We start from the raw sequence: 18,559 nt of genomic DNA on the forward strand, positions 1-18,559 counted from the left end.
GTAAGTTTTTCTAGCTCGTTGAATATTCGGTAGGTTTGTAAAGTGGTGACAAAGCACGGTTGTGTGCGTCACTTTTACAAAGGATATCGAATGACTCACCCTTCATATTGGTTTAAGCAAGCGCTTGAAATTGAGCAGCCAGAAACCGCTAAACCACTTCAACAAAATATCCAAGCAGATGTCGCTATCGTCGGCGGTGGTTACACAGGTCTTTGGACTGCGATCATGATCAAGCAGCAATCGCCGGAAAAACAGGTGGTTGTGATTGAAAAAGGCTTGTGTGGCAGTGGTGCATCGGGCGCAAACGGCGGTTGTATGCTGACTTGGTCGACAAAGTTTCCGACCTTGAAACGCTTATTCGGTGAAGAACACGCCGCTTGGTTGGTAAAAGAGTCGGAACAAGCAGTGCTAGAGATTGACGACTTTTGTCAGCAGCACAACATCGATGCGCAATTATCATTAAAAGGGGTTTATTACACTGCAACCAATCAGGCTCAAACTGGGGGAATGCAGCCAGTTGTGGACGAGTTAAAGCGTTTAGAAGTAAATAGTTGGCGCCGTTGCCAAGCTGAGGAGCTGCGTGCCAATGCGGGATCGCCGCGCAATATAGAAGGCTTTCACTCTCCAGTAGCAGCCAGCGTTCAACCAGCTTTATTGGTGAGAGGATTAAGACGCGTCGCAATAGAATTGGGTGTTGAGATCTATGAGAATACGCCGATGACGCGTTTAGATTATGGAAAACCTGCCACTGTCTGTACACCTAAAGGAAATGTTCAAGCGCAGCAGGTGGTGTTGGCATTAAACGCGTGGATGGTGGAGCAGTTTAAGCAATTCAAAAGCAGTATCGTGGTGGTCTCTTCCGACATGGTGATCACCAAACCGCTTGGTGACGCGCTATCTCAATCTGGTTGGCAGGCCGGTTCTAGCGTGTTGGATTCACGTATTTTCGTCCACTATTACCGAGATACGCCAGATGGCCGTTTGATGTTGGGGAAAGGCGGCAATCAATTCTCTTTCAACAACCAAGTCAACGCGATGTTCAACAAGCCAACGCGCTATCAAGAGCTACTGCGTAAATCGTTCGATAAGTTGTTCCCGCGTTTGAAAGGGGCTGAGTTCGCTTATTCATGGACGGGCGGTTCAGATCGTTCCGCTACTGGTTTTCCATTCTTCGGTGAGTTAGATAACCAAAGCAATATCTTTTATGGCTTTGGTTATTCGGGTAACGGGGTAGCGCAGACTCGAATGGGCGGAAAGATCTTATCTTCGTTGGTATTGGGAATCGAGAATGAATGGACGAAAAGCGGTTTAGCCAAAGGGCCGTTGGGGCATTTCCCGCCAGAGCCATTTCGATGGACGGGAGCGATGATGGTACGCAACGCGGTACGCCGAAAAGAGGAAGCAGAAGATAACGAGCAGACGCCGTTCATCTGGGATAAGTGGCTAGCAAAACTCGCAGGACCAGCAGGCAAAGCGGATAAGCTCGACTAAACTGAATATTTTGATCGCAAACGGATAGGGAAGAAGTGAAAGTGTTAGAGGCACCTCTTCCCTTTGTGTTAGCCTCAGTCTTTCAAGCTCAGATGCAAAAGGTGAGTAATAAAATGAAAGTATTCAGCAACTTTGACAGCGGCAGCATTCACGTAGTGAAAGCGGACGACAAAAACGACATCCAACTCAAAATTCCTAACGACAACATGTCGGAATTCTACCAGTGGTTCCACTTCCGTCTAGAGACAGAAGCCGAGCAATCACACACCATCAAACTTCTTGATCTTGCGAAATCGGCTTACCCAGAAGGTTGGCAAGGTTACGACGTGGTTGCGTCTTACGATCGTGAAGAGTGGTTCCGAGTACCGGCAGAGTTCGATGGCGACACGCTGACTTTCACTGTTATCCCTGAGCGCAGCTCAATTTACTTCGCGTACTTTGCACCTTACACGTACGATCGTCACCTAGACCTGTTACACATGGCACAAAGCGCGCACCACTGCCAACTAGAGACGCTTGGTCATACGCTAGATGGCAATGACATGAGCCTACTTACTTTCGGTGAGCCAGAAGAAGGCAAAAAGAAAATCTGGATGATTGCACGTCAGCACCCAGGTGAGACGATGGCTGAATGGTTCATGGAAGGCATGATCCAACGTCTGCTTGATGAGAACGACACGGTTGCACGCGCATTGCTTGAAAAAGCAGTACTTTACGTTGTACCAAACATGAACCCAGACGGCGGTGTGCGTGGTCACTTACGTACTAACGCGGTTGGCGTAAACCTAAACCGTGAGTGGCAAACGCCATCAATGGAAAAGAGTCCTGAAGTCTTCTTGGTTCGTGAGCGCATGCTAGAAACTGGCGTGGATATGTTCCTAGATATTCATGGTGATGAAGCTATCCCGTACAACTTTGTAGCGGGCTCTGAAGGTATTCCTTCTTATGACGAAGGCATGGCTGAGTTGGAAAACGCGTTTAAACAAGCACTTCTAACGATTACACCAGAGTTCCAAGACGAGATCGGTTACGACAAAGATGAACCGGGTAAAGCGAACCTAACCGTTGGCTCTAACTGGGTGGCAGAGCAATTCAAGTGTTTGTCTTACACCATTGAGATGCCATTCAAAGACAATAACAACCATCCAGACCCTCTATACGGTTGGTCTCCTGAGCGTAGTGTCTTGTTTGGACAGGATGTTTTGGCTGCAACATTGGCGGTCTCTGACAAAATTTAACGCAATTCGTTCACAGCCCGTACTTTACGGGCTGTCTTTTCTGCCACTATTCTTTCCACGTTCTCTATTGACGAACTACTTTCTAAGCGCTTTAAACAAAAAATCTGCAATATCTGATGGTTATCTGAGTATCGATAAGAATTTTTTGTCGTGACGACAAAAATAATGATTTATTTTAGAGATGGTTATTCTGTTAAAGTCCGTTTCGAGATTCTTGTCACAAAACTCATATCATCTCATAGGGTTACCGATCCAGAGTTTGCGGTTGAAGTAGGCACAGCCGATTAAATTACTTTTTAGTTGCTATGTGATTACAAGATAGAATCCGGATAATTTTTGTCCCGGAATCTTGTACCTACAGAGGTTTGCTCATCGTTATCTCTCACTCCTGATGTGCTGGTTAAAGGCGTCAGTGATATCGTGGCAGATAGGTGCATCAAAATTCCAACCAACGCTCTTAATGGATGAATCCCGATTAAGGCGTCGCATGAAGATGCGTTAATAGAGATTGTTGGCGTAGTTTTTAATCACTTGAAAACAGTGTAGGTTCTGAGTTTCCTAAAAACAGATTTTTCTGGGGAAAGTAATCGGGTCGCCTCGCATAAAGGAAAAATAATGAAAAAGATCGCTCTTGCAGTGGCTACCGTTCTAGCTGGTGGCGTAATGTCGAATGTTGCTCTTGCTGATACATACATCGGCGGCAAACTTGGTTACAACGCTCTAAACGACGCATGTCACCTAGACGCTCCATGTGATGACGACAGCTTCGCAGCTGGTATGCACATTGGTTACAACTTCAACGAATACGTTGCAGCTGAATACGGTGTTGATTACCTAGGTAACTTCACAGCTAACTTCAACAAAGCTGGCCTAAACACAGTTGACGGTGACCTATGGGCGCTAACTCTAGCTCCTAAGTTCAACCTTCCTCTAACTGATTCTTGGAACCTATTTGCTAAAGTAGGTGCTGCATACATGATGGCTGGTGACGAGAAAGATTTCGTACCAACTGGCTCTCTAGGTGCTGAATACCAAATCAACTACAACTGGAGCCTACGCGCTGAGTACCAACGTTACCAAGACATGTCTGATGACATCATCGACGACATGGATGCTGACTTCTTCGGTATCGGCTTCAACTACAAGTTCGGTTCTGAGCCAGTAGTTCAAGAAGAAGTAGTTGAAACTCGTCCAGCGACTCGCATCGTTGAGAACGAATACCCAGCTCAAACAGCAACAGTACAATTCGGCCTAGAAAGCGCTGAACTACAAGACGCTTCTGCGTTCAACGGTACTGTAGAGCTAATGAACACTTACCCACAAGCTCAAGTTGAAATCAACGGCTACAGTGACACAACTGGTTCTGAAGCTTACAACCAACAGCTAACTGAGAAGCGTGCACAAGCAGTTGCTGATCACTTCCAAGCTGAAGGTATCGCTGCAGACCGTATGACTGTTAAAGGTATGGGCGAAGCTAACCCAGTAGCTAGCAACGAAACTCGCGAAGGTCGTGAAGAGAACCGTCGTGTAGAAGTTGTTGTTCCTGCGTTCCAATACCAAACTGAAGAAGCTGCTCAATAATTCATTATTGAATCAGTAACTTTAAAAGCCAGCGTCTGACGCTGGCTTTTTTGTTTCCCCTTCATTTATCTGTCACAGCTCCGTCATAGTATTTTCTTACTTGTTCGTCTGGAGCCTGATATGCAAAACCTACCGCCACTCAATTCTCTCAAAGCGTTTGAAGCAACCGCTCGATTGCAAAGCTTTACTAAGGCGGCAGAAGAGCTCAATGTCACCCGTGCGGCGGTCAGTCAGCAAGTAAAATCCCTCGAAGTGTACTTAGACGCCACCTTGTTTGAACGCAATGGTGCTCAGCTCAATCTTACTCAAGCTGCTCATGATTATTTACCTGTGGTAAGTCACGTCTTTCAGAGTCTTTCTGCAGCAACCCAACATCTTTTCTCTCGACAAAAGCAGGCGCAGTTAACGTTACACGTGGCACACAGCTTTTGCTCTCAATGGCTAATGCCACGACTGGCTGATTTTCATCGCCAACATCCTAAAGTGAGTTTTAAAGTCTCTACCACGGCCAACGCAATGCCGAGCAACAGTGATATCGCTGATGTGGAGATCATCAATGGTTATGGCGATTGGCAGTCACAGCAAGCCATTCAACTGACGCAAGAAAACTGGATTGTGGTGGCAAGCCCAGGCTTTTTGCATCTGAATCCCATTTCTCACTTATCTGATCTTGCTCGTTTGCCTAAGTTGGCTACGGGAGGCTACCAAGAAACGTGGCAGTGTTGGTTAGCGTATCAAGGTGTCGAAAGCAAAGGGGTGAAGCTCACAGGAGAGTTTGAGCACTCTCTGTTAGCGATCGAAGCTGCGGTGAATCAACTGGGCATTTTGCTTGTAAGAGACTTATTGGTCGAGGACCATCTTCAGCAAGGATCGTTGGTGCAAATCGGAGGTTGGTCGATGCCAAGCCGAGGTGCGCATCACATGATTGTTCGTGGTGAAGAAAGGCCGCACGTGAAAGCATTTATCGAGTGGTTAAGGCAAAGTCTAGAAGCGCAATTTTAGCGCTCAATCACAAGACGGAAACGAACTGCGATTTATCTAACAATCTGAAACATTATCAGCCTCCATGAGTAAAGTTCGAGTGCTAAGATGACGAAGTACGTTTCATGTCGTCATCACTCACAGAGCGCACGCTCTGAGCATCAAGGAGCTGTAATGGAAGCGTTAGAAGGTGGCAGAGAGAATGCCATTTACCGTAAGGGAGAGCTCGTTAGCCGGCCTGCCAGTCATTGGACGATGACGGTTCATCAATTGCTCCAACATCTTCACAGCCACGGCTTTACTGCGTGTCCAAAAGCCGTCTCCATTGAGGGAGGAAAAGAGCTGCTGACTTTCGTTGAAGGCGAGACTTACAATTACCCGCTAGAAGGCCCAATTAGCTCGTTAACGGCGCTGAAATCCGCCGCTAAACTACTACGTCGTTTTCACGATGCCTCTGGAAGTTTCCTCAAGCTCAATACACAAGATGTCCATCACTGGATGCTGCCTTCACGCTCTCCAAAAGAGGTGATTTGCCATGGCGATTTCATGCCTTATAACGTCGCGTTAGAGGGCGATGTTGTGGTGGGAGTATTCGATTTTGATACCGCTCACCCAGCACCTCGAATTTGGGACATCGCCTTTTCTGTGTATGGCTGGGCACCGTTCAAAACTAATGAAGACGATAAAATGGGTACGCTTGAGGAGCAAATTCGCAGAGCCAAGATCTTCTGTGATGCTTATGGTTGTACTCGATTAGAGCGTGAAGAGTTGGTCGAGGTAATGACGTTGCGTTTGACGGCGTTGGTAGACCACATGCGGTCAATGGCTGCGAATGGCGATGCTCAGTTCCAAGCTAATATGGAGGACTGTCACCATACCGCTTACTTGCAAGATATTGAATACATTAATAAGCATCACCAAGCCATTACGCTCGGAGTACTCGGCGAAATCAAATTTTAATCTGGCTTTGAATGCTGCTTAATGATGGATTGAATCACGTCAAACAACCATTGGTTTTGTGGATCATGCTGCTGAGAACGTCGGCAGCTCATCACAAAGCTCACGCCAAGTTCCAGCCCGTTTGGTAGCTCGATACTGCGACATGATTCAGGAACGTTTCCACTCATGGTAATACCGAAATGGTCGGTGTTCATGATAATGCTGTGAATCATCGCAGGGTGCTCAATCTCAACTTTGGGCTCAACGTGAAAACCGATGTTTCTTAATCGATCCAAAAGCGGGTATTTGTGATCGTTCCACCCCGGTGTTTTGAACAGAACAAAGGTGTAATCGCTCAAAGATTGAAAGTCTTGCGCAGGATGATCTTCTTTCACAAAGAAGACGGCTTTCCCTCGACCAAGTTCTTTTTGAGCGATGGATTGAGGCAGGTCTTCATCAAAGTAGTGAATCGCAATGGCATTCTCACCTTCAATGATGCGATTGCGCGCATCTGCCCCCCATCTTAAAAAGGCATAACTGGCGTGTGGTGCTTGCTTGAGTAGTTCGAGATAAAGCTTGTCACCGAATCGATCCCAAAACAGTGTGTTGGCATAGATGGCAACCTCGCCCGCAAATAAATCTGGTGAGAACTGCTGTGGCTTAATGGCGTCTGCACTGGCGAGGATCTGTTCAAAGTGAGGCATGTTGGCTTCAATAAACGAGGTCGGCTCAAAGCCATTTTTGGTTTGAATGAACAAAGGATCGTCCAGTTGCGCTTTCATCTTGGTTAAGTTCTTACTGATGGCACCTGAGGTTTTCCCCATTGATTCTGCCACTAAACGAACGTTACGCAGCTCATACATGCGCTTTAATACCAAGACGTTTTGCATATCTAGATTCATTGTCATTCTTTTACTCCAGCCAACGTTGCCACGGCATCATAACTCCGCCTCCCATAAAAAAAGACAGGGGATGGTCAATTCTAAGTTTATGGCAGAAAAGCATTTTTTGGCCGAGGATTTCCATTTGGTAAATTCGGGTTTTCCTCGTGCTACTTTGGAACTGTTGCTACAGTTTCTTCATCGAAACGATGTACCACAAATAATCGAGGTGACGTATGAAAAAACTAATCGCACTAGTAGGCTTAATGGCTTGTTCAATGAATGTAGCATTCGCTGGCGATGGCTCATACACGGGTACTATTGATATGGCTACTAGCCAAACAAACCAAGTTAATGTGGAGCGCGCGGATTCTAATCTGACTCTTAAAGGTCGTAATGACGCTACTTACGGTGGCGTGATGATTCAAACAGACGCTTCTAACCAACCAATTCAATTGCGCGGCCGTCGCGACTAAGTAATCGAAACCATCCCCCGCTTTCAATGCCGCGTCTAACGCGGCATTGTTGTTTTTGGTCGATGGCAATCCAAATTCAACAGAAGGTTTTTGATAGCTTTTGTTTATCGATAATTAAAAATTAATTGTTGAAATCTTAATTACCGTTTTTGCGTACCTAAATGATATTGATTCTCATTTGGGTGGGCGTATGATTCTCTCATCGACTAGAGAGGAATATCGCCATGAGTAATGTATCGATAAATAATGCATCCATACATTTAGATGCCGCCACAACATCAAAAGTTTCGGCATTCAATAAAATCAAACGCAAAATGCTGATGTTAGGCCCGGCGTTCATTGCGGCGATTGGTTACATCGACCCAGGCAACTTTGCGACAAATATTGAATCAGGATCTTCATTTGGTTACCAGCTACTTTGGGTAGTGCTATGGGCGAACCTAATGGCGATGTTGATTCAGTATTTATCCGCCAAGCTAGGCATCGTCACAGGCAAAAACCTAGCAGAGCATCTACGTGACCACTTACCAAACAAATGGGCGGTGGGCTTCTACTGGATCCAAGCTGAAATCATCGCGATAGCGACAGACCTTGCCGAGTTTATCGGTGCAGCAGTCGGCTTTCAGTTGTTGTTTGGAATTAGCTTAATGGAAGGTGCGATGATCACTGCGGTAGCAACCGTGATGATTTTGATGCTGAACCAGAAAGGCCAAAAACCGCTAGAAGTCGTGATTGGTTCACTTTTGATGTTGGTGGCGGTTATCTACATTGCTGAACTGTTTTTTGCGCAACCTGCGGGAGGTGAAATGGTGAAAGGTCTGCTGACTCCAACCTTTACTGATTCGCATCAAATCTACCTTGCTGCGGGTATTTTAGGCGCGACTGTAATGCCTCACGTGATTTATCTTCATTCTGCACTGTTCAAAAACAGCTATGGCGAAAGCACCAAAACTCGCCTTCGTACCACTCGCTTTGATGTGTTGATTGCGATGGTAATTGCAGGCTTTGTGAATATCGCGATTGTGGCGATGGCAGCTGCCGTGTTCCATTACTCAGGCAACCAACATGTGGCGGAAATTGAAACGGCATACATGACACTAACGCCATTGGTAGGTAAAGCCGCATCTGTGTTGTTTGGCGTCTCGTTGATTGCTTCAGGCTTGTCCTCTACCGTCGTTGGCACAATGGCAGGTCAGGTGGTGATGCAAGGCTTTGTCCGCTTCTCTATCCCAATGTGGGTACGACGCTTTATTACTATGGCACCTTCGTTTGTGGTGATTGGTTTGGGCATGAACACCACCGATATCTTGGTGATGAGCCAAGTGGTATTGAGCTTTGGTATTGCGCTGGCGATTATCCCATTGCTTATCTTTACCAACAGCGAACGCTTGATGGGTGAGTTCAAAAACAACAAATGGGTCTCTTACGCAGGTATGGTTATCGTTACTTTGGTACTGGCACTCAACGGTTATCTGATGGTTACCTTAACCGCTTAATGATTTCTCCCTCCTTTTCTCTGTCGATAAAAAAAACGGAAGCCGCTTGGCTTCCGTTTTTGTTTGATGCTGAGAGAGAATTAGTTTTGCTCAACCACTTCCAATTCAGCTTCACTTTGTTTTGCCGCTTCAAGCATCTTACGAATGATGAACGATGCACCAAGTGCGATAGCCACCATGACAACCGCTAGGATAGTCAGCAGTTGGAAGTAGTCACCGTAAACGTGTTGTACGATTTCTTGCGTGATCTCTTGGCCTTTCTCTAGTGCGATAGACGTAGAGAACGCAGCACCGACGATACCACTTAGCGCGATTGCTACAGAGAACAAGCTTACTGAGAAGTTTTCAATGTGCTTAGGTGCCACAGATAGAATGAACGCAACAACCATTGAACCTACGATAACTTCCGCAATTGCTTGGAAGAAGTGAATCGCTAGGAAGATTTCAGGCATGATGATAACGTCTTCGCCAACAGTCGTTACCGCGAATGTTAGGATGCCGAATGCGATAGCGGTTAACACGAATGCCAATGCAATCTTAGTCGCTGTTGATAGGTGAATATCGCGTTTTTCTAGCATGCCAAAGAAGCCAGCAACGATAGGGCCACCAACCATACACCATAGTGGGTTCATTGCCATTGCGGCTTCAGGCTCTAGTGGGATGAAGCCAAATAGAGAACCTTTCAGAGTGTTGATCGCTACCATGTTCATTGAAGTCATCATTTGACCGTAGTAAACGAAGAAACACGTGGTTAGGAAGGTAACGATAAGGATAGTACCCATCTTCAATGATTCCGCTTTGCTTGCTTTCAACATCAAAGAAACAAAGTAAAGAATCGCTGCACCGCCGATGGCGTAAACGATGTTTTGACCGATATCCATGTTAGAGAACATGAAGAATACCAGTGCAATCATCGCAGCTGAGATAATCGCGAAGAAAATCCAGTTCTTCGTGCTTACGCTTTGACGATCCAGATCAGAAGCAACGCCAACCAAGCCTTTACGGAACACAAGTAGCATCACCAATGCTGCGCCAGCCATCACTGCTGAAATAGTGAAACCACCATTAAAGCCGATGATCAGCACAATCATAGGGAACAAGTATTGGCCTAGGAAAGCGCCCACGTTGTTCACTGAGTAGTTGATTGGGTAGCCTTTCTCGAAGTCTTCTTGTGACTTAAAGGTACGTTTGTACAAGCTAGGATAAGAAGGAGACATCAAACCACGGCCGTAACTTGCTAGCGCGATACCACACATTGAAAGTGGTACGTTGGTTGCCGAAGCACCAAGAACAAGCAGTACGTAGCCAGATGCGAATGCTAAGAAGGCAATCGATAGAGAGCGGTAAGCACCTAAAAATTTGTCAGCGATAAAGCCGCCAGCAATCGCAAATAGAGGGCCAATCGCCGAAAATGCACCGACGATCATCATGGTATCAGCTTCGTTGTAATTCAGATCCTCTAAGAAGAAACGCGTCAGACTGACTAACACGCCGTAAAATGATAAGCCAAACATCATTTGGCAGAACATCATAGATTTATTTAGTTTATTCCACATAATTAAATACTCACTATTGCGAGAAAGGTAGTTATTATTTCTGTTAAATGTTACTTAAACGCTATGTTACATATTGAAACAATTGTCGCATAAAACGAAATTAATGCACTAAAATTTCTAATGCGAAACGTTTGCCTCGCTAATGTGTTGTTCTAGATCAACTGAAAATTATGTGAATAAATGACTAAAAAATAACAATTTATAAGACTATTATTCTTTTGTGTTTTTTAAGGTTTTGAAAAGTCGCTGAATTAATAAGCTGAATGAAGAGAAGCGAGAGGTAGGCTGATTTTTATACACGAACAAAGGCGTTGGCGGAATTTTGTCCGCCAACAATGAAAAATATTAATTAGCAAAAACTGATATAAAGTATGCTATTCGCATGGTGGAGCCATATGAATCACCGCGAGTCCACCAAGTGATGTCTCACGATATTTCTTATTCATGTCTTTGCCCGTCTGATACATGGTTTCGATAACTTTATCTAATGAAATAAGGCATTTGCTGGTGCGTTTCAGTGCCATGCGTGATGCGTTAATGGCCTTCATCGCGCCCATCGCGTTTCGCTCAATACACGGCACCTGAACTAGACCGCCTATTGGGTCACAAGTCATGCCTAGTGAGTGCTCCATGGCGATCTCTGCGGCAATACAGATTTGTTCGTTGCTGCCTCCACGCAGTGCCGTTAAGCCTGCGGCCGCCATCGAAGAAGATACGCCGACTTCGCCTTGGCATCCCACCTCAGCCCCAGAGATGGAAGCGTTGGTTTTGTACAAGATGCCAATTGCCCCCGCCACGGCTAAGAAGTCTTTTAATTGTTTGTTATCGAGCTCTTTAATGAAGCGATGGTAGTACATAAGCACGGCAGGAATAACACCAGCAGCGCCGTTGGTTGGCGACGTCACTACCTGGCCACCTGCGGCGTTCTCTTCACTTACTGCAAAGGCAAACAGGTTAATCCAATCCATGATCTCCATTGGATCGTTCTCTACTGCCGCATTGGCTTCGAGTTTTTTGAGTAGGTTTGGCGCGCGGCGCGTTACGTTCAACCCGCCTTCAAGAATGCCTTCGGTATCAAAGCCTCGTTGCATGCACAGCGACATCACTTTCCAGATTTGTTCGGCTTTTTGATCGATCTCTTCCTGTTCACGGAAGGCACGCTCGTTTTGCAGAATCATTCCACCTAAGCTGAATCCGTTTTGCTCCGCTTTTTCTAGCATTTCATCGGCGGATTTGAATGGGTAAGGTACCTGTACTTCCGCTTCGGAACTGCCATTTTCCAACTCGGCTGCGGTTGCAATAAAGCCACCACCGATAGAGTAGTAAGTTTCAAACGCCACCTGATCACCAGCAGCATCATAAGCCGTGATGGTCATGCCATTTTCATGAAGGGGAAGGTTATCACTGTGGAAGACAATATCGTGATCATAGCTAAACACGATTTCATGAACACCTGCGACCGAGAGTGTGCCATGTTCAATAGTATGTTGCAGTGCACTTTTGGCGCTGGTCATTTTAATGGTATCGGGCTTATTGCCCATCAAACCAAGGACGGTGGCTCGGTCTGTATGGTGGCCTTTGCCAGTCAGCGATAAAGAACCGTAAAGGTCAACTTGCACCTTGTGCACTTTCGCCATAGAGTCGCTAAGTAATTGAGTGAAATGGTAACCTGCGAGCATTGGGCCATTGGTGTGGGAACTGGATGGACCGACACCGACCTTAAAAATATCGAAAATCGACAGCATAATTGACTTCCTTTCTCTGCGGACCTTTGTTCAGGTCTCTAGAACGACATTGTTAATTAGATGTTAATGCCTGAAAGAGTATTGGCAAAGCAAATTTTTGTATACAAATTGTTCGCTAAAGTATGAGTAATTGAGATCTGGGTAATGAAGTTAAACAAGCTAGTGATCATTCTAGGTAAGCGGTTGGTGCACGATCAGTTGAGTGCTGAAGGTCGCTCACGCGTGGAAGCGCTGTTGAATGTTTTAAACGAATTTTGCTTTGAGACGACTGCCTTGGTTTTTTGTGGCGGTGTGACTCAAGGACAAACCGTCTCAGAAGCGGATGCGATGTATCGCTACTTTTGCCAGTTAGCCAAGGCTAGGGAAATCGATTTTCCTGAGCAGCAGGTCATCATCGAGAATCGCTCACTCAATACGGTGCAGAACATGCAAAATGCCGCTGCGGAATTATTGAGAAGTGGTCTTTGCGAGGCAGGGCAAACCATTGAAGTCACTTTACTCTCCAATGACTATCACCTAGAGCGCATCATCGAGATTCAAACCTTAATGGATGAACAAGGCTTATTGCGCGTGCTGAAGTCGCGTTGTGCGGACATGGGGGTAAAGCTCAATATTCCACTCGATCTCTCGCATCATGTGAGTGTGCCTTACCCCAATACAGGTGTTTTAGCGGACGCATTTCTATTGTTTGATGAACTCACGACTTACCGCGTGTATCTAGAGGGAGTCAAGCGTGGTGCCTTTGAACGTGATCTCGCTGAGGTACGAGCAAAGCCCTTAGCCATTGGCCTTGGTGCGATAGAAAAGCTTCAAGCGCTCGATTTAGAGCCTGAAGTGCGAGGGCAAATTGCAGATATGAAAAAGGCCATCGAAATGACGGCCTTTGATGATTCAGTGGTTGCAGCAGAGCAAGCGTTAGCAGTGTTTCATCCGATATTGACGACGTTGAACCTGCAACTTGACCCCGAAGCGAATGGCTAGTTAAGCCACTTCAACTTACTGACGCTTAAGTTCGCGACGTGTACGTACGGCACTTAGCGCGATTAGGCTGTAACACAGCAGCTCCATCCCTTCTTCTGAGATGTTTTTCACATCGCGTACGTAGTGCTCACCCATTACGTGTTGCCAGAAGCTACCCATGCCGTACAGGCGAGAGAACACCAACAACAAGATCACCGAGCCGATAAGTAGCTTCATGTAAGGTGATTGTAGAATGGTTGCCATTTCGTTCACCGTGCCTTTACCGCCTTGGTACGCTTTCGCACAAGCTAGAGCAGTTATCGCAAGAGCAGGGAAGACCCAAGAACCGTGGTGAATCATGTCGAACCAGTAGTCCATTTCACGGATCATCAATACCGCAAAGAACCCAGCGATCAAGATTGCCGCGTGTGATACATGGCTTTCTTGTTTAGAAATGCGGAAGAAAGACCAAGACGCAACAGCCAACATGATCAGCTGTAAGGTTTCCGTAACAGAGGTTTCCCCCAAGCTTGAACCAAGTAAAACGTAATCCACACGGATACTTAGGTTGACCAAAATACTAAGCGCAATGATGGTCAATGCACTTAACATCGATTTGTAGATGATGCGCTTTGACTCTTCAGTAATCACATTAGTTTGTGCCGATTCGGCTTGTTTGACTGTATCTGTTTTCATCCTGACCACCCGCTCCCGTAAAAAATGTGGAAAAAACGTGAAATTTCGTGATGTGCGCGAGAAATTTTATTGACCAAGTGGAAAGTAATGTCAGAGGAATGTCAGGAATAAAACGCCGTTCGATATCGTACCGCTATGCGGTAAGGCCGATGGATAAAGGGGTAAGTATCAGAAAGTAGGGAAATTTACGGTAAACAAAAAGGAGCTTAAAGCTCCTTTGTTGATAAAATTGCAATCTTAGATTGCGTAAATGTTAACGTTGTTTACGACTCGCCATCTTCTTTGTGGTTGTTGCGGTAGTATTCCCACTGCTCAAAGCGCTCGTTTTCAGACAGTTGGCAGTAAGTTACGCGTTCACCATTTTCCGTTACTGTATCTAGCTCGCCGCCTTGCTGTACGCAGTATACCGCTGCTGGGTTTGCTGCTGATGTGTATTCATTTGAGCGAGTTGCACCGTCATAAGTTGAGCAACCTGCCAACACCATCGCTGCTGCCACTGCCGTTACTAAAGTTGTCTTTTTCATTCTTGATCTCCGCATGGGATTAACGAGTAGTGTGTTGATTATAGGAGAGTTTCAGAAAAATATTGTCTTATGTTTGTTAAAAGCACGACGCTTGTAAGGGAATTCTGTGCAATTTTAGAATTTGCTCACTGTTCGCCTATATTTGTTTCAGACGTGCTCAAATTGAAACTTGGGAATGCGCATGAATTTCGGTAGTATGCGCGCAAAACATTCACAGTGGATTCTGCGATGAGACATTTGAAAACCACCACGCACCCAGACATCGAACATCTGGATGACAAAATCATCTTCCAACGCAATGCGGCGCGCGCCATTGTATTAGACGGTGAAGATGTCCTGCTTCTTTACACAGAGCGTTACCACGATTACACACTGCCTGGCGGTGGCATCGATGACGGTGAGGATGTGATTGCAGGTTTAGTTCGTGAGCTGGAAGAAGAAACCGGTGCGAAGAACATTCACAACATCAAGCCTTACGGCATCTTCGAAGAATTTCGTCCTTGGTACAAAGACGATGCGGATGTGATGCACATGACGTCATACTGCTACACGTGCAAAATTGACCGTGAGCTAGGTGAAACGGCTTATGAGGATTACGAAGTGAAGAACGGCATGCGTCCAGTTTGGATGAATGTTCACGACGCGATCGCGCACAATGAAAAGACGATGGCGGAAAGCCCGAAGAAAGGCATGAGCATTGAACGCGAAACTTTCTTGCTACAACTTATCGCAAAAGAGCTGCTGTAACCCCCTCAGATCAAAATTGTAACTTCCAAGCAATAAAAAAAGTCCGAGCTCCCCCCCGGAACCCGGACTTATTCCAGACGCGCAAGCGAAGCGTCATCTCGATATTCTGTTTTTTGTATCAATCTGTGAAAACAATAGCGGCTTTATATTTGTTGTGTAAATAATTAATAGGTCTAACTATTGGTTTTCACTTTATTTGCACACGTAATGTGATGGATATCTAGCCAATACACAAGTGCAAGTTGGTAAATTATCAGCAAACCACTGCTCTTTCTTATCTTTGAGATACATTACCGTAACTTTTATGCACGCGTTTGCATCGAGATCACGAGTTTGCAAATTGGCAGAACAGGATCTTGTAATTTTACGTGCTTCTGACATTGGTTGAATTTAGTGAGAGTGTTCACAATTCCACGAGTGGCGGTAATCGACTAAGGTCTATAAGCGGTTCGGCGTAGATAGTGGAATGGTTTGCAAACAAAAGTAATGGCTGGAAAGAATCGGTACGCAATTGCTGTATATTCACCAAACGTTCCAACGCATAAAAGCGATTGACGTATTGCTGAGTCTCTTTCGGCAAAGTAAGTGCCGTGAAATCTCGACTACCTGCCTTTTTGATCGCTCGTGCAACGCGACCTTCACCTGCGTTGTAAGCGGCCAGAGTGAGCGCAATATCTTGATCAAACTTGTTATACAGAAATTCCAAATATCTTATGGCGGCTTGAGTGCTGGCTTTGGTATCAAAGCGCTCGTCTTGCTTATCGCTCACTTGCAAGCCAAAGCGCGTCGCCGTAGCAGGAATCAGTTGCCATAAACCGGCGGCATTGGCGTGTGATACAGCTTTGGGGTTGTAGGATGATTCCAGCATGGGCACTAACACCAAGTTGGCGGGCAAAGACTTTTGCTTAAGCTGTTTGAAGATATGATCGAGAAGCGGGCTAACGGAATCGAGACGTTGGGTAATTTGCGTTTGATATGGCGCGAGCACTTGATATTGCTGGTCGATAGTGGCTTTATGCGGCTTGGCCATCGTCATTGGAGACAAGCACATCACGCACAAAACAAAAAAGCCCACAGCAATCGACCGGGATGGCGGTAGACTCTGCAGGCAAGGCGAGAATCGTTGTTTAGAACGAACGCTCTTCATAAGTGTGTTGCACAGGTTGTTTGAGTTGACTGACTAACTCTTGGAACGCTGCAGAGCTTTGGCCATTGCTCTGATTGTCCTGTTGGCATTGTTTCACCAAGGATTCCAACAGCGTCCATTGTTTTCTCGCTTGCGTACCAATCTTGGCGGGCAAGGCATTGAAAATACGATTCACACTGGTCTCATTACAAGGCAATCCGAGCTTACGCATTAACTGGCTTCTTTCGCTTGCAGAGCGACCAAGCTGATTCAAAATCGGCATTTGTTTTTGAATGTTCTCGCTTAGCGCCTCACCATCGAACTTCAAATACAGTGCTTTTTGCTGTTGAGTCAGCCCAAGCAATTGCTGGTAGAGTTTGATGTCTTCCGAAATAGAACGAACAAACTGCTGAATATGCTGTGATGCCGCCGTTGCCATGCATGACTCCTAGTGCGCTGCGTTACTCGTGACCGGTGTGAAATTGCATTACTGCTTTGGATAATGCTTTGGTATCTAGATTCAGTTCACCACGTGCCAACGCATTACGAATTTGCTCAACCTTTGCCATGTCTACGTCTGGCAGGGATTTCATTTCTGCTTGAGCGCGATCTATCGCAGCCGTGTTCGCTTGAAATGCTGGCTCGTTAATTTTGCTCTGTGCGATGGTGTCGACTGGCTTTTTACTCGCCTGCTGGAATTTAGTTTGTGGGACATGACCGCCCGCGACTTTGTCGATTTTCATGCTGTTGTCCTCAATCATCATGTTCTAAATCGAATAGGCGACTAGGGTGTGATGAACATTAAATATTTATTTTTTGTACTCGAAGTTCACCTGTGATGACGAGTGCCTAAATCGAAAAATGATAACCTGAGTCCAAAATCAAAATTGGGTATGCACCTGATTGAGCCCCGTTACGACAGCGCGTATCACCTTGCCAGAACTGATGTTTTCTACCTCAATCTGCTGACCTTTCTTACCTTGTTCTAAAGCGACTCCCTTAGTGCTGGCACTAAATCCATCTTTGCTGGCGATGATAATCACTTCGTTGCCTTTCTCGATCAATGGCGGCGAACTTAAGTTGGTTGGGTCAATGATTTGACCTGCTCGAATGCGGCGGGTGGTCTCAAGGCCAATGGCTTGGTTTGCTTTCGTGTAGAAATCGTCTTGGCGCGAAATCGTGCGTGTTTCAGATTTTAAGTTTGAGGCTGAGAGGGTTTCGTTGCGGTCAATTGTGCTGGTGGCAACAAGCACAGGAAGCGTCACCGCCGATTTGATTGTGACATTGATGCGCCATGGAGAGCTTACCGCTTCACAACTGACAGCACGCTTTAAATTGCCAACAGGCAACGGGCGGTTATCGCGTCCTGTGATTGCCAAAGGGGCGTCACAAACCGGTAGATGATTGGCAGAGCCTGGCACCCATATTTGATAATCGAGTTGGTAGCTTCCCCATTGACGTGAGTGTGCTATTTGCGCCACTTCTTGCTCAAACTGCTCGCCGACAATGGCTTTTAACTCGTCTGCGGTTAGGTTTTTCTCATTCTCTAAAGCACTGACTGAGCTTGCACTCATAGCCAAACCGCAAAGCAGCATGATTGAGGAAAATCGACCTTTCCCCTTGGCTTGAATGGTTTCCGTAAACCGGAAGCGAGGCTTCCTTCCTTGCTTGTAATTCATTGATATATATAACTAAATTTTATGGCATGCATCTTGTTTTGATCTTGGCGTATTCGAGCCGACTTTAAGGAAAGATGCATGGCGATCACATTCGAAAATGCGTTAGGTGTACATCCAGAGGCACTCAATTTTCGCGTTCAGCGTACCAAAGTCCTCGCCAGTAACCTAGCAAATGTTGATACCCCTGGGTACTTGGCGAAGGACCTAAGTTTCACCACCGTGATGAACCAAATGTCAGCGGGCAGTGTGAACAAACCGGTGCCGAAGTTTCAGGTTGAGGCGCAATATTCGGTGCCTTACCAAAACAGCAAAGACGGCAACACTGTGGAACTGGGCGTTGAACAAGCCAAGTTCACGCAAAACAACATGGACTTTCAAACCAGCCTGACGTTTCTCAACATGAAATTCAGTGGCTTGGCGAAAGTGATTGAGGGACGTTAAAC

19 protein-coding genes are annotated in these 18,559 nt (G+C 45.9%); 10 read left to right on the plus strand and 9 right to left on the minus strand.

Annotated features, from left to right (window positions below):
- Positions 1 to 90: 90 nt before the first annotated feature.
- The 5 genes from A9237_RS17320 to A9237_RS17340 all read left to right on the plus strand — a co-directional run bounded on the left by A9237_RS17320 (position 91) and on the right by A9237_RS17340 (position 6,251).
- The gene (locus A9237_RS17320; protein ID WP_054824286.1) at positions 91 to 1,491 is read left to right on the plus strand and encodes an FAD-dependent oxidoreductase; all 1,401 of its coding nucleotides are present in this window, start codon (positions 91 to 93) and stop codon (positions 1,489 to 1,491) included.
- A 113-nt stretch (positions 1,492 to 1,604) separates the two neighbouring features.
- Complete coding sequence (locus A9237_RS17325) at positions 1,605 to 2,729, plus strand: M14 family metallopeptidase (protein WP_009705048.1); 1,125 nt, start codon at positions 1,605 to 1,607, stop codon at positions 2,727 to 2,729.
- 615 nt (positions 2,730 to 3,344) lie between these two features.
- Positions 3,345 to 4,310 carry an OmpA family protein gene (locus tag A9237_RS17330; protein ID WP_045413387.1) on the plus strand — a complete coding sequence of 322 codons (966 nt, stop codon included), beginning with the start codon at positions 3,345 to 3,347 and terminating at the stop codon, positions 4,308 to 4,310.
- Positions 4,311 to 4,430: 120 nt separating this feature from the next.
- Positions 4,431 to 5,312 carry a LysR substrate-binding domain-containing protein gene (locus A9237_RS17335; protein WP_078608822.1) on the plus strand — a complete coding sequence of 294 codons (882 nt, stop codon included), beginning with the start codon at positions 4,431 to 4,433 and terminating at the stop codon, positions 5,310 to 5,312.
- Between the two features lie 153 nt (positions 5,313 to 5,465).
- Positions 5,466 to 6,251 (plus strand): phosphotransferase enzyme family protein, encoded by a 786-nt coding sequence (locus tag A9237_RS17340; RefSeq protein ID WP_237358462.1) that lies wholly within the window; start codon positions 5,466 to 5,468, stop codon positions 6,249 to 6,251.
- On the opposite strand, the gene A9237_RS17345 is transcribed toward A9237_RS17340, so the two are convergent.
- Complete coding sequence (locus tag A9237_RS17345) at positions 6,248 to 7,138, minus strand: LysR family transcriptional regulator (protein WP_027726653.1); 891 nt, start codon at positions 7,136 to 7,138, stop codon at positions 6,248 to 6,250. The two genes, A9237_RS17340 and A9237_RS17345, sit on opposite strands and share 4 nt — an antisense overlap.
- Before the next feature lie 209 nt (positions 7,139 to 7,347).
- Between A9237_RS17345 and A9237_RS17350 the strand changes: the two genes are divergently transcribed.
- Positions 7,348 to 7,587: a VPA0252 family protein gene (locus A9237_RS17350; RefSeq protein WP_009705043.1), complete on the plus strand. Its 240-nt coding sequence runs from the start codon at positions 7,348 to 7,350 to the stop codon at positions 7,585 to 7,587.
- 224 nt (positions 7,588 to 7,811) lie between these two features.
- The gene (locus tag A9237_RS17355; protein ID WP_078608824.1) at positions 7,812 to 9,083 is read left to right on the plus strand and encodes an Nramp family divalent metal transporter; all 1,272 of its coding nucleotides are present in this window, start codon (positions 7,812 to 7,814) and stop codon (positions 9,081 to 9,083) included.
- An 80-nt stretch (positions 9,084 to 9,163) separates the two neighbouring features.
- On the opposite strand, the gene A9237_RS17360 is transcribed toward A9237_RS17355, so the two are convergent.
- Both A9237_RS17360 and A9237_RS17365 read right to left on the minus strand, forming a co-directional pair.
- Positions 9,164 to 10,639 carry a peptide MFS transporter gene (locus A9237_RS17360; RefSeq protein WP_078608825.1) on the minus strand — a complete coding sequence of 492 codons (1,476 nt, stop codon included), beginning with the start codon at positions 10,637 to 10,639 and terminating at the stop codon, positions 9,164 to 9,166.
- 374 nt (positions 10,640 to 11,013) lie between these two features.
- Positions 11,014 to 12,384: an L-serine ammonia-lyase gene (locus A9237_RS17365; RefSeq protein ID WP_071234129.1), complete on the minus strand. Its 1,371-nt coding sequence runs from the start codon at positions 12,382 to 12,384 to the stop codon at positions 11,014 to 11,016.
- A gap of 144 nt (positions 12,385 to 12,528) precedes the next feature.
- Between A9237_RS17365 and A9237_RS17370 the strand changes: the two genes are divergently transcribed.
- A complete protein-coding gene (locus A9237_RS17370) occupies positions 12,529 to 13,365 on the plus strand; it encodes a YdcF family protein (protein WP_078608826.1) in 837 nt (278 codons plus the stop codon).
- Between the two features lie 15 nt (positions 13,366 to 13,380).
- Here the strand turns inward: A9237_RS17370 and A9237_RS17375 are convergent, their stop codons facing one another.
- On the minus strand, positions 13,381 to 14,040 hold the full coding sequence (locus tag A9237_RS17375) for a hypothetical protein (RefSeq protein WP_078608827.1): 660 nt from the start codon (positions 14,038 to 14,040) through the stop codon (positions 13,381 to 13,383).
- A 263-nt stretch (positions 14,041 to 14,303) separates the two neighbouring features.
- Positions 14,304 to 14,564, minus strand: a complete 261-nt coding sequence (locus A9237_RS17380) for a putative hemolysin (protein ID WP_005443680.1) — start codon at positions 14,562 to 14,564, stop codon at positions 14,304 to 14,306.
- Between the two features lie 228 nt (positions 14,565 to 14,792).
- Between A9237_RS17380 and A9237_RS17385 the strand changes: the two genes are divergently transcribed.
- The gene (locus A9237_RS17385) at positions 14,793 to 15,311 is read left to right on the plus strand and encodes an NUDIX hydrolase (protein WP_005443683.1); all 519 of its coding nucleotides are present in this window, start codon (positions 14,793 to 14,795) and stop codon (positions 15,309 to 15,311) included.
- Between the two features lie 403 nt (positions 15,312 to 15,714).
- Here A9237_RS17385 and A9237_RS17390 read toward each other — a convergent pair whose 3' ends face one another.
- The 4 genes from A9237_RS17390 to flgA all read right to left on the minus strand — a co-directional run bounded on the left by A9237_RS17390 (position 15,715) and on the right by flgA (position 18,116).
- Positions 15,715 to 16,392, minus strand: a complete 678-nt coding sequence (locus A9237_RS17390; protein ID WP_041054401.1) for a lytic transglycosylase domain-containing protein — start codon at positions 16,390 to 16,392, stop codon at positions 15,715 to 15,717.
- Positions 16,393 to 16,438: 46 nt separating this feature from the next.
- Positions 16,439 to 16,876 (minus strand): flagellar export chaperone FlgN, encoded by a 438-nt coding sequence (gene flgN / locus A9237_RS17395; protein WP_078608828.1) that lies wholly within the window; start codon positions 16,874 to 16,876, stop codon positions 16,439 to 16,441.
- A 22-nt stretch (positions 16,877 to 16,898) separates the two neighbouring features.
- Positions 16,899 to 17,180: a flagellar biosynthesis anti-sigma factor FlgM gene (flgM, locus tag A9237_RS17400; protein WP_027726655.1), complete on the minus strand. Its 282-nt coding sequence runs from the start codon at positions 17,178 to 17,180 to the stop codon at positions 16,899 to 16,901.
- Between the two features lie 138 nt (positions 17,181 to 17,318).
- A complete protein-coding gene (flgA, locus tag A9237_RS17405) occupies positions 17,319 to 18,116 on the minus strand; it encodes a flagellar basal body P-ring formation chaperone FlgA (protein ID WP_078608829.1) in 798 nt (265 codons plus the stop codon).
- A 78-nt stretch (positions 18,117 to 18,194) separates the two neighbouring features.
- On the opposite strand from flgA, the gene flgB reads away from it, so the two are divergent.
- Complete coding sequence (flgB, locus tag A9237_RS17410; RefSeq protein WP_005432433.1) at positions 18,195 to 18,557, plus strand: flagellar basal body rod protein FlgB; 363 nt, start codon at positions 18,195 to 18,197, stop codon at positions 18,555 to 18,557.
- The last annotated feature ends 2 nt before the right edge of the window (positions 18,558 to 18,559 follow it).

The organism is Vibrio owensii (assembly GCF_002021755.1).
In the GTDB taxonomy this organism is placed as follows: domain Bacteria; phylum Pseudomonadota; class Gammaproteobacteria; order Enterobacterales; family Vibrionaceae; genus Vibrio; species Vibrio owensii.

Coding starts and splice junctions, on each gene's coding strand:
- A9237_RS17320 (WP_054824286.1), top strand. CDS start 91: ATGACTCACCCTTCATATTGGTTTAAGCAAGCGCTTGAAATTGAGCAG.
- A9237_RS17325 (WP_009705048.1), top strand. CDS start 1,605: ATGAAAGTATTCAGCAACTTTGACAGCGGCAGCATTCACGTAGTGAAA.
- A9237_RS17330 (WP_045413387.1), top strand. CDS start 3,345: ATGAAAAAGATCGCTCTTGCAGTGGCTACCGTTCTAGCTGGTGGCGTA.
- A9237_RS17335 (WP_078608822.1), top strand. CDS start 4,431: ATGCAAAACCTACCGCCACTCAATTCTCTCAAAGCGTTTGAAGCAACC.
- A9237_RS17340 (WP_237358462.1), top strand. CDS start 5,466: ATGGAAGCGTTAGAAGGTGGCAGAGAGAATGCCATTTACCGTAAGGGA.
- A9237_RS17345 (WP_027726653.1), bottom strand. CDS start 7,138: ATGACAATGAATCTAGATATGCAAAACGTCTTGGTATTAAAGCGCATG.
- A9237_RS17350 (WP_009705043.1), top strand. CDS start 7,348: ATGAAAAAACTAATCGCACTAGTAGGCTTAATGGCTTGTTCAATGAAT.
- A9237_RS17355 (WP_078608824.1), top strand. CDS start 7,812: ATGAGTAATGTATCGATAAATAATGCATCCATACATTTAGATGCCGCC.
- A9237_RS17360 (WP_078608825.1), bottom strand. CDS start 10,639: ATGTGGAATAAACTAAATAAATCTATGATGTTCTGCCAAATGATGTTT.
- A9237_RS17365 (WP_071234129.1), bottom strand. CDS start 12,384: ATGCTGTCGATTTTCGATATTTTTAAGGTCGGTGTCGGTCCATCCAGT.
- A9237_RS17370 (WP_078608826.1), top strand. CDS start 12,529: ATGAAGTTAAACAAGCTAGTGATCATTCTAGGTAAGCGGTTGGTGCAC.
- A9237_RS17375 (WP_078608827.1), bottom strand. CDS start 14,040: ATGAAAACAGATACAGTCAAACAAGCCGAATCGGCACAAACTAATGTG.
- A9237_RS17380 (WP_005443680.1), bottom strand. CDS start 14,564: ATGAAAAAGACAACTTTAGTAACGGCAGTGGCAGCAGCGATGGTGTTG.
- A9237_RS17385 (WP_005443683.1), top strand. CDS start 14,793: ATGAGACATTTGAAAACCACCACGCACCCAGACATCGAACATCTGGAT.
- flgN (WP_078608828.1), bottom strand. CDS start 16,876: ATGGCAACGGCGGCATCACAGCATATTCAGCAGTTTGTTCGTTCTATT.
- flgM (WP_027726655.1), bottom strand. CDS start 17,180: ATGAAAATCGACAAAGTCGCGGGCGGTCATGTCCCACAAACTAAATTC.
- flgA (WP_078608829.1), bottom strand. CDS start 18,116: ATGAATTACAAGCAAGGAAGGAAGCCTCGCTTCCGGTTTACGGAAACC.
- flgB (WP_005432433.1), top strand. CDS start 18,195: ATGGCGATCACATTCGAAAATGCGTTAGGTGTACATCCAGAGGCACTC.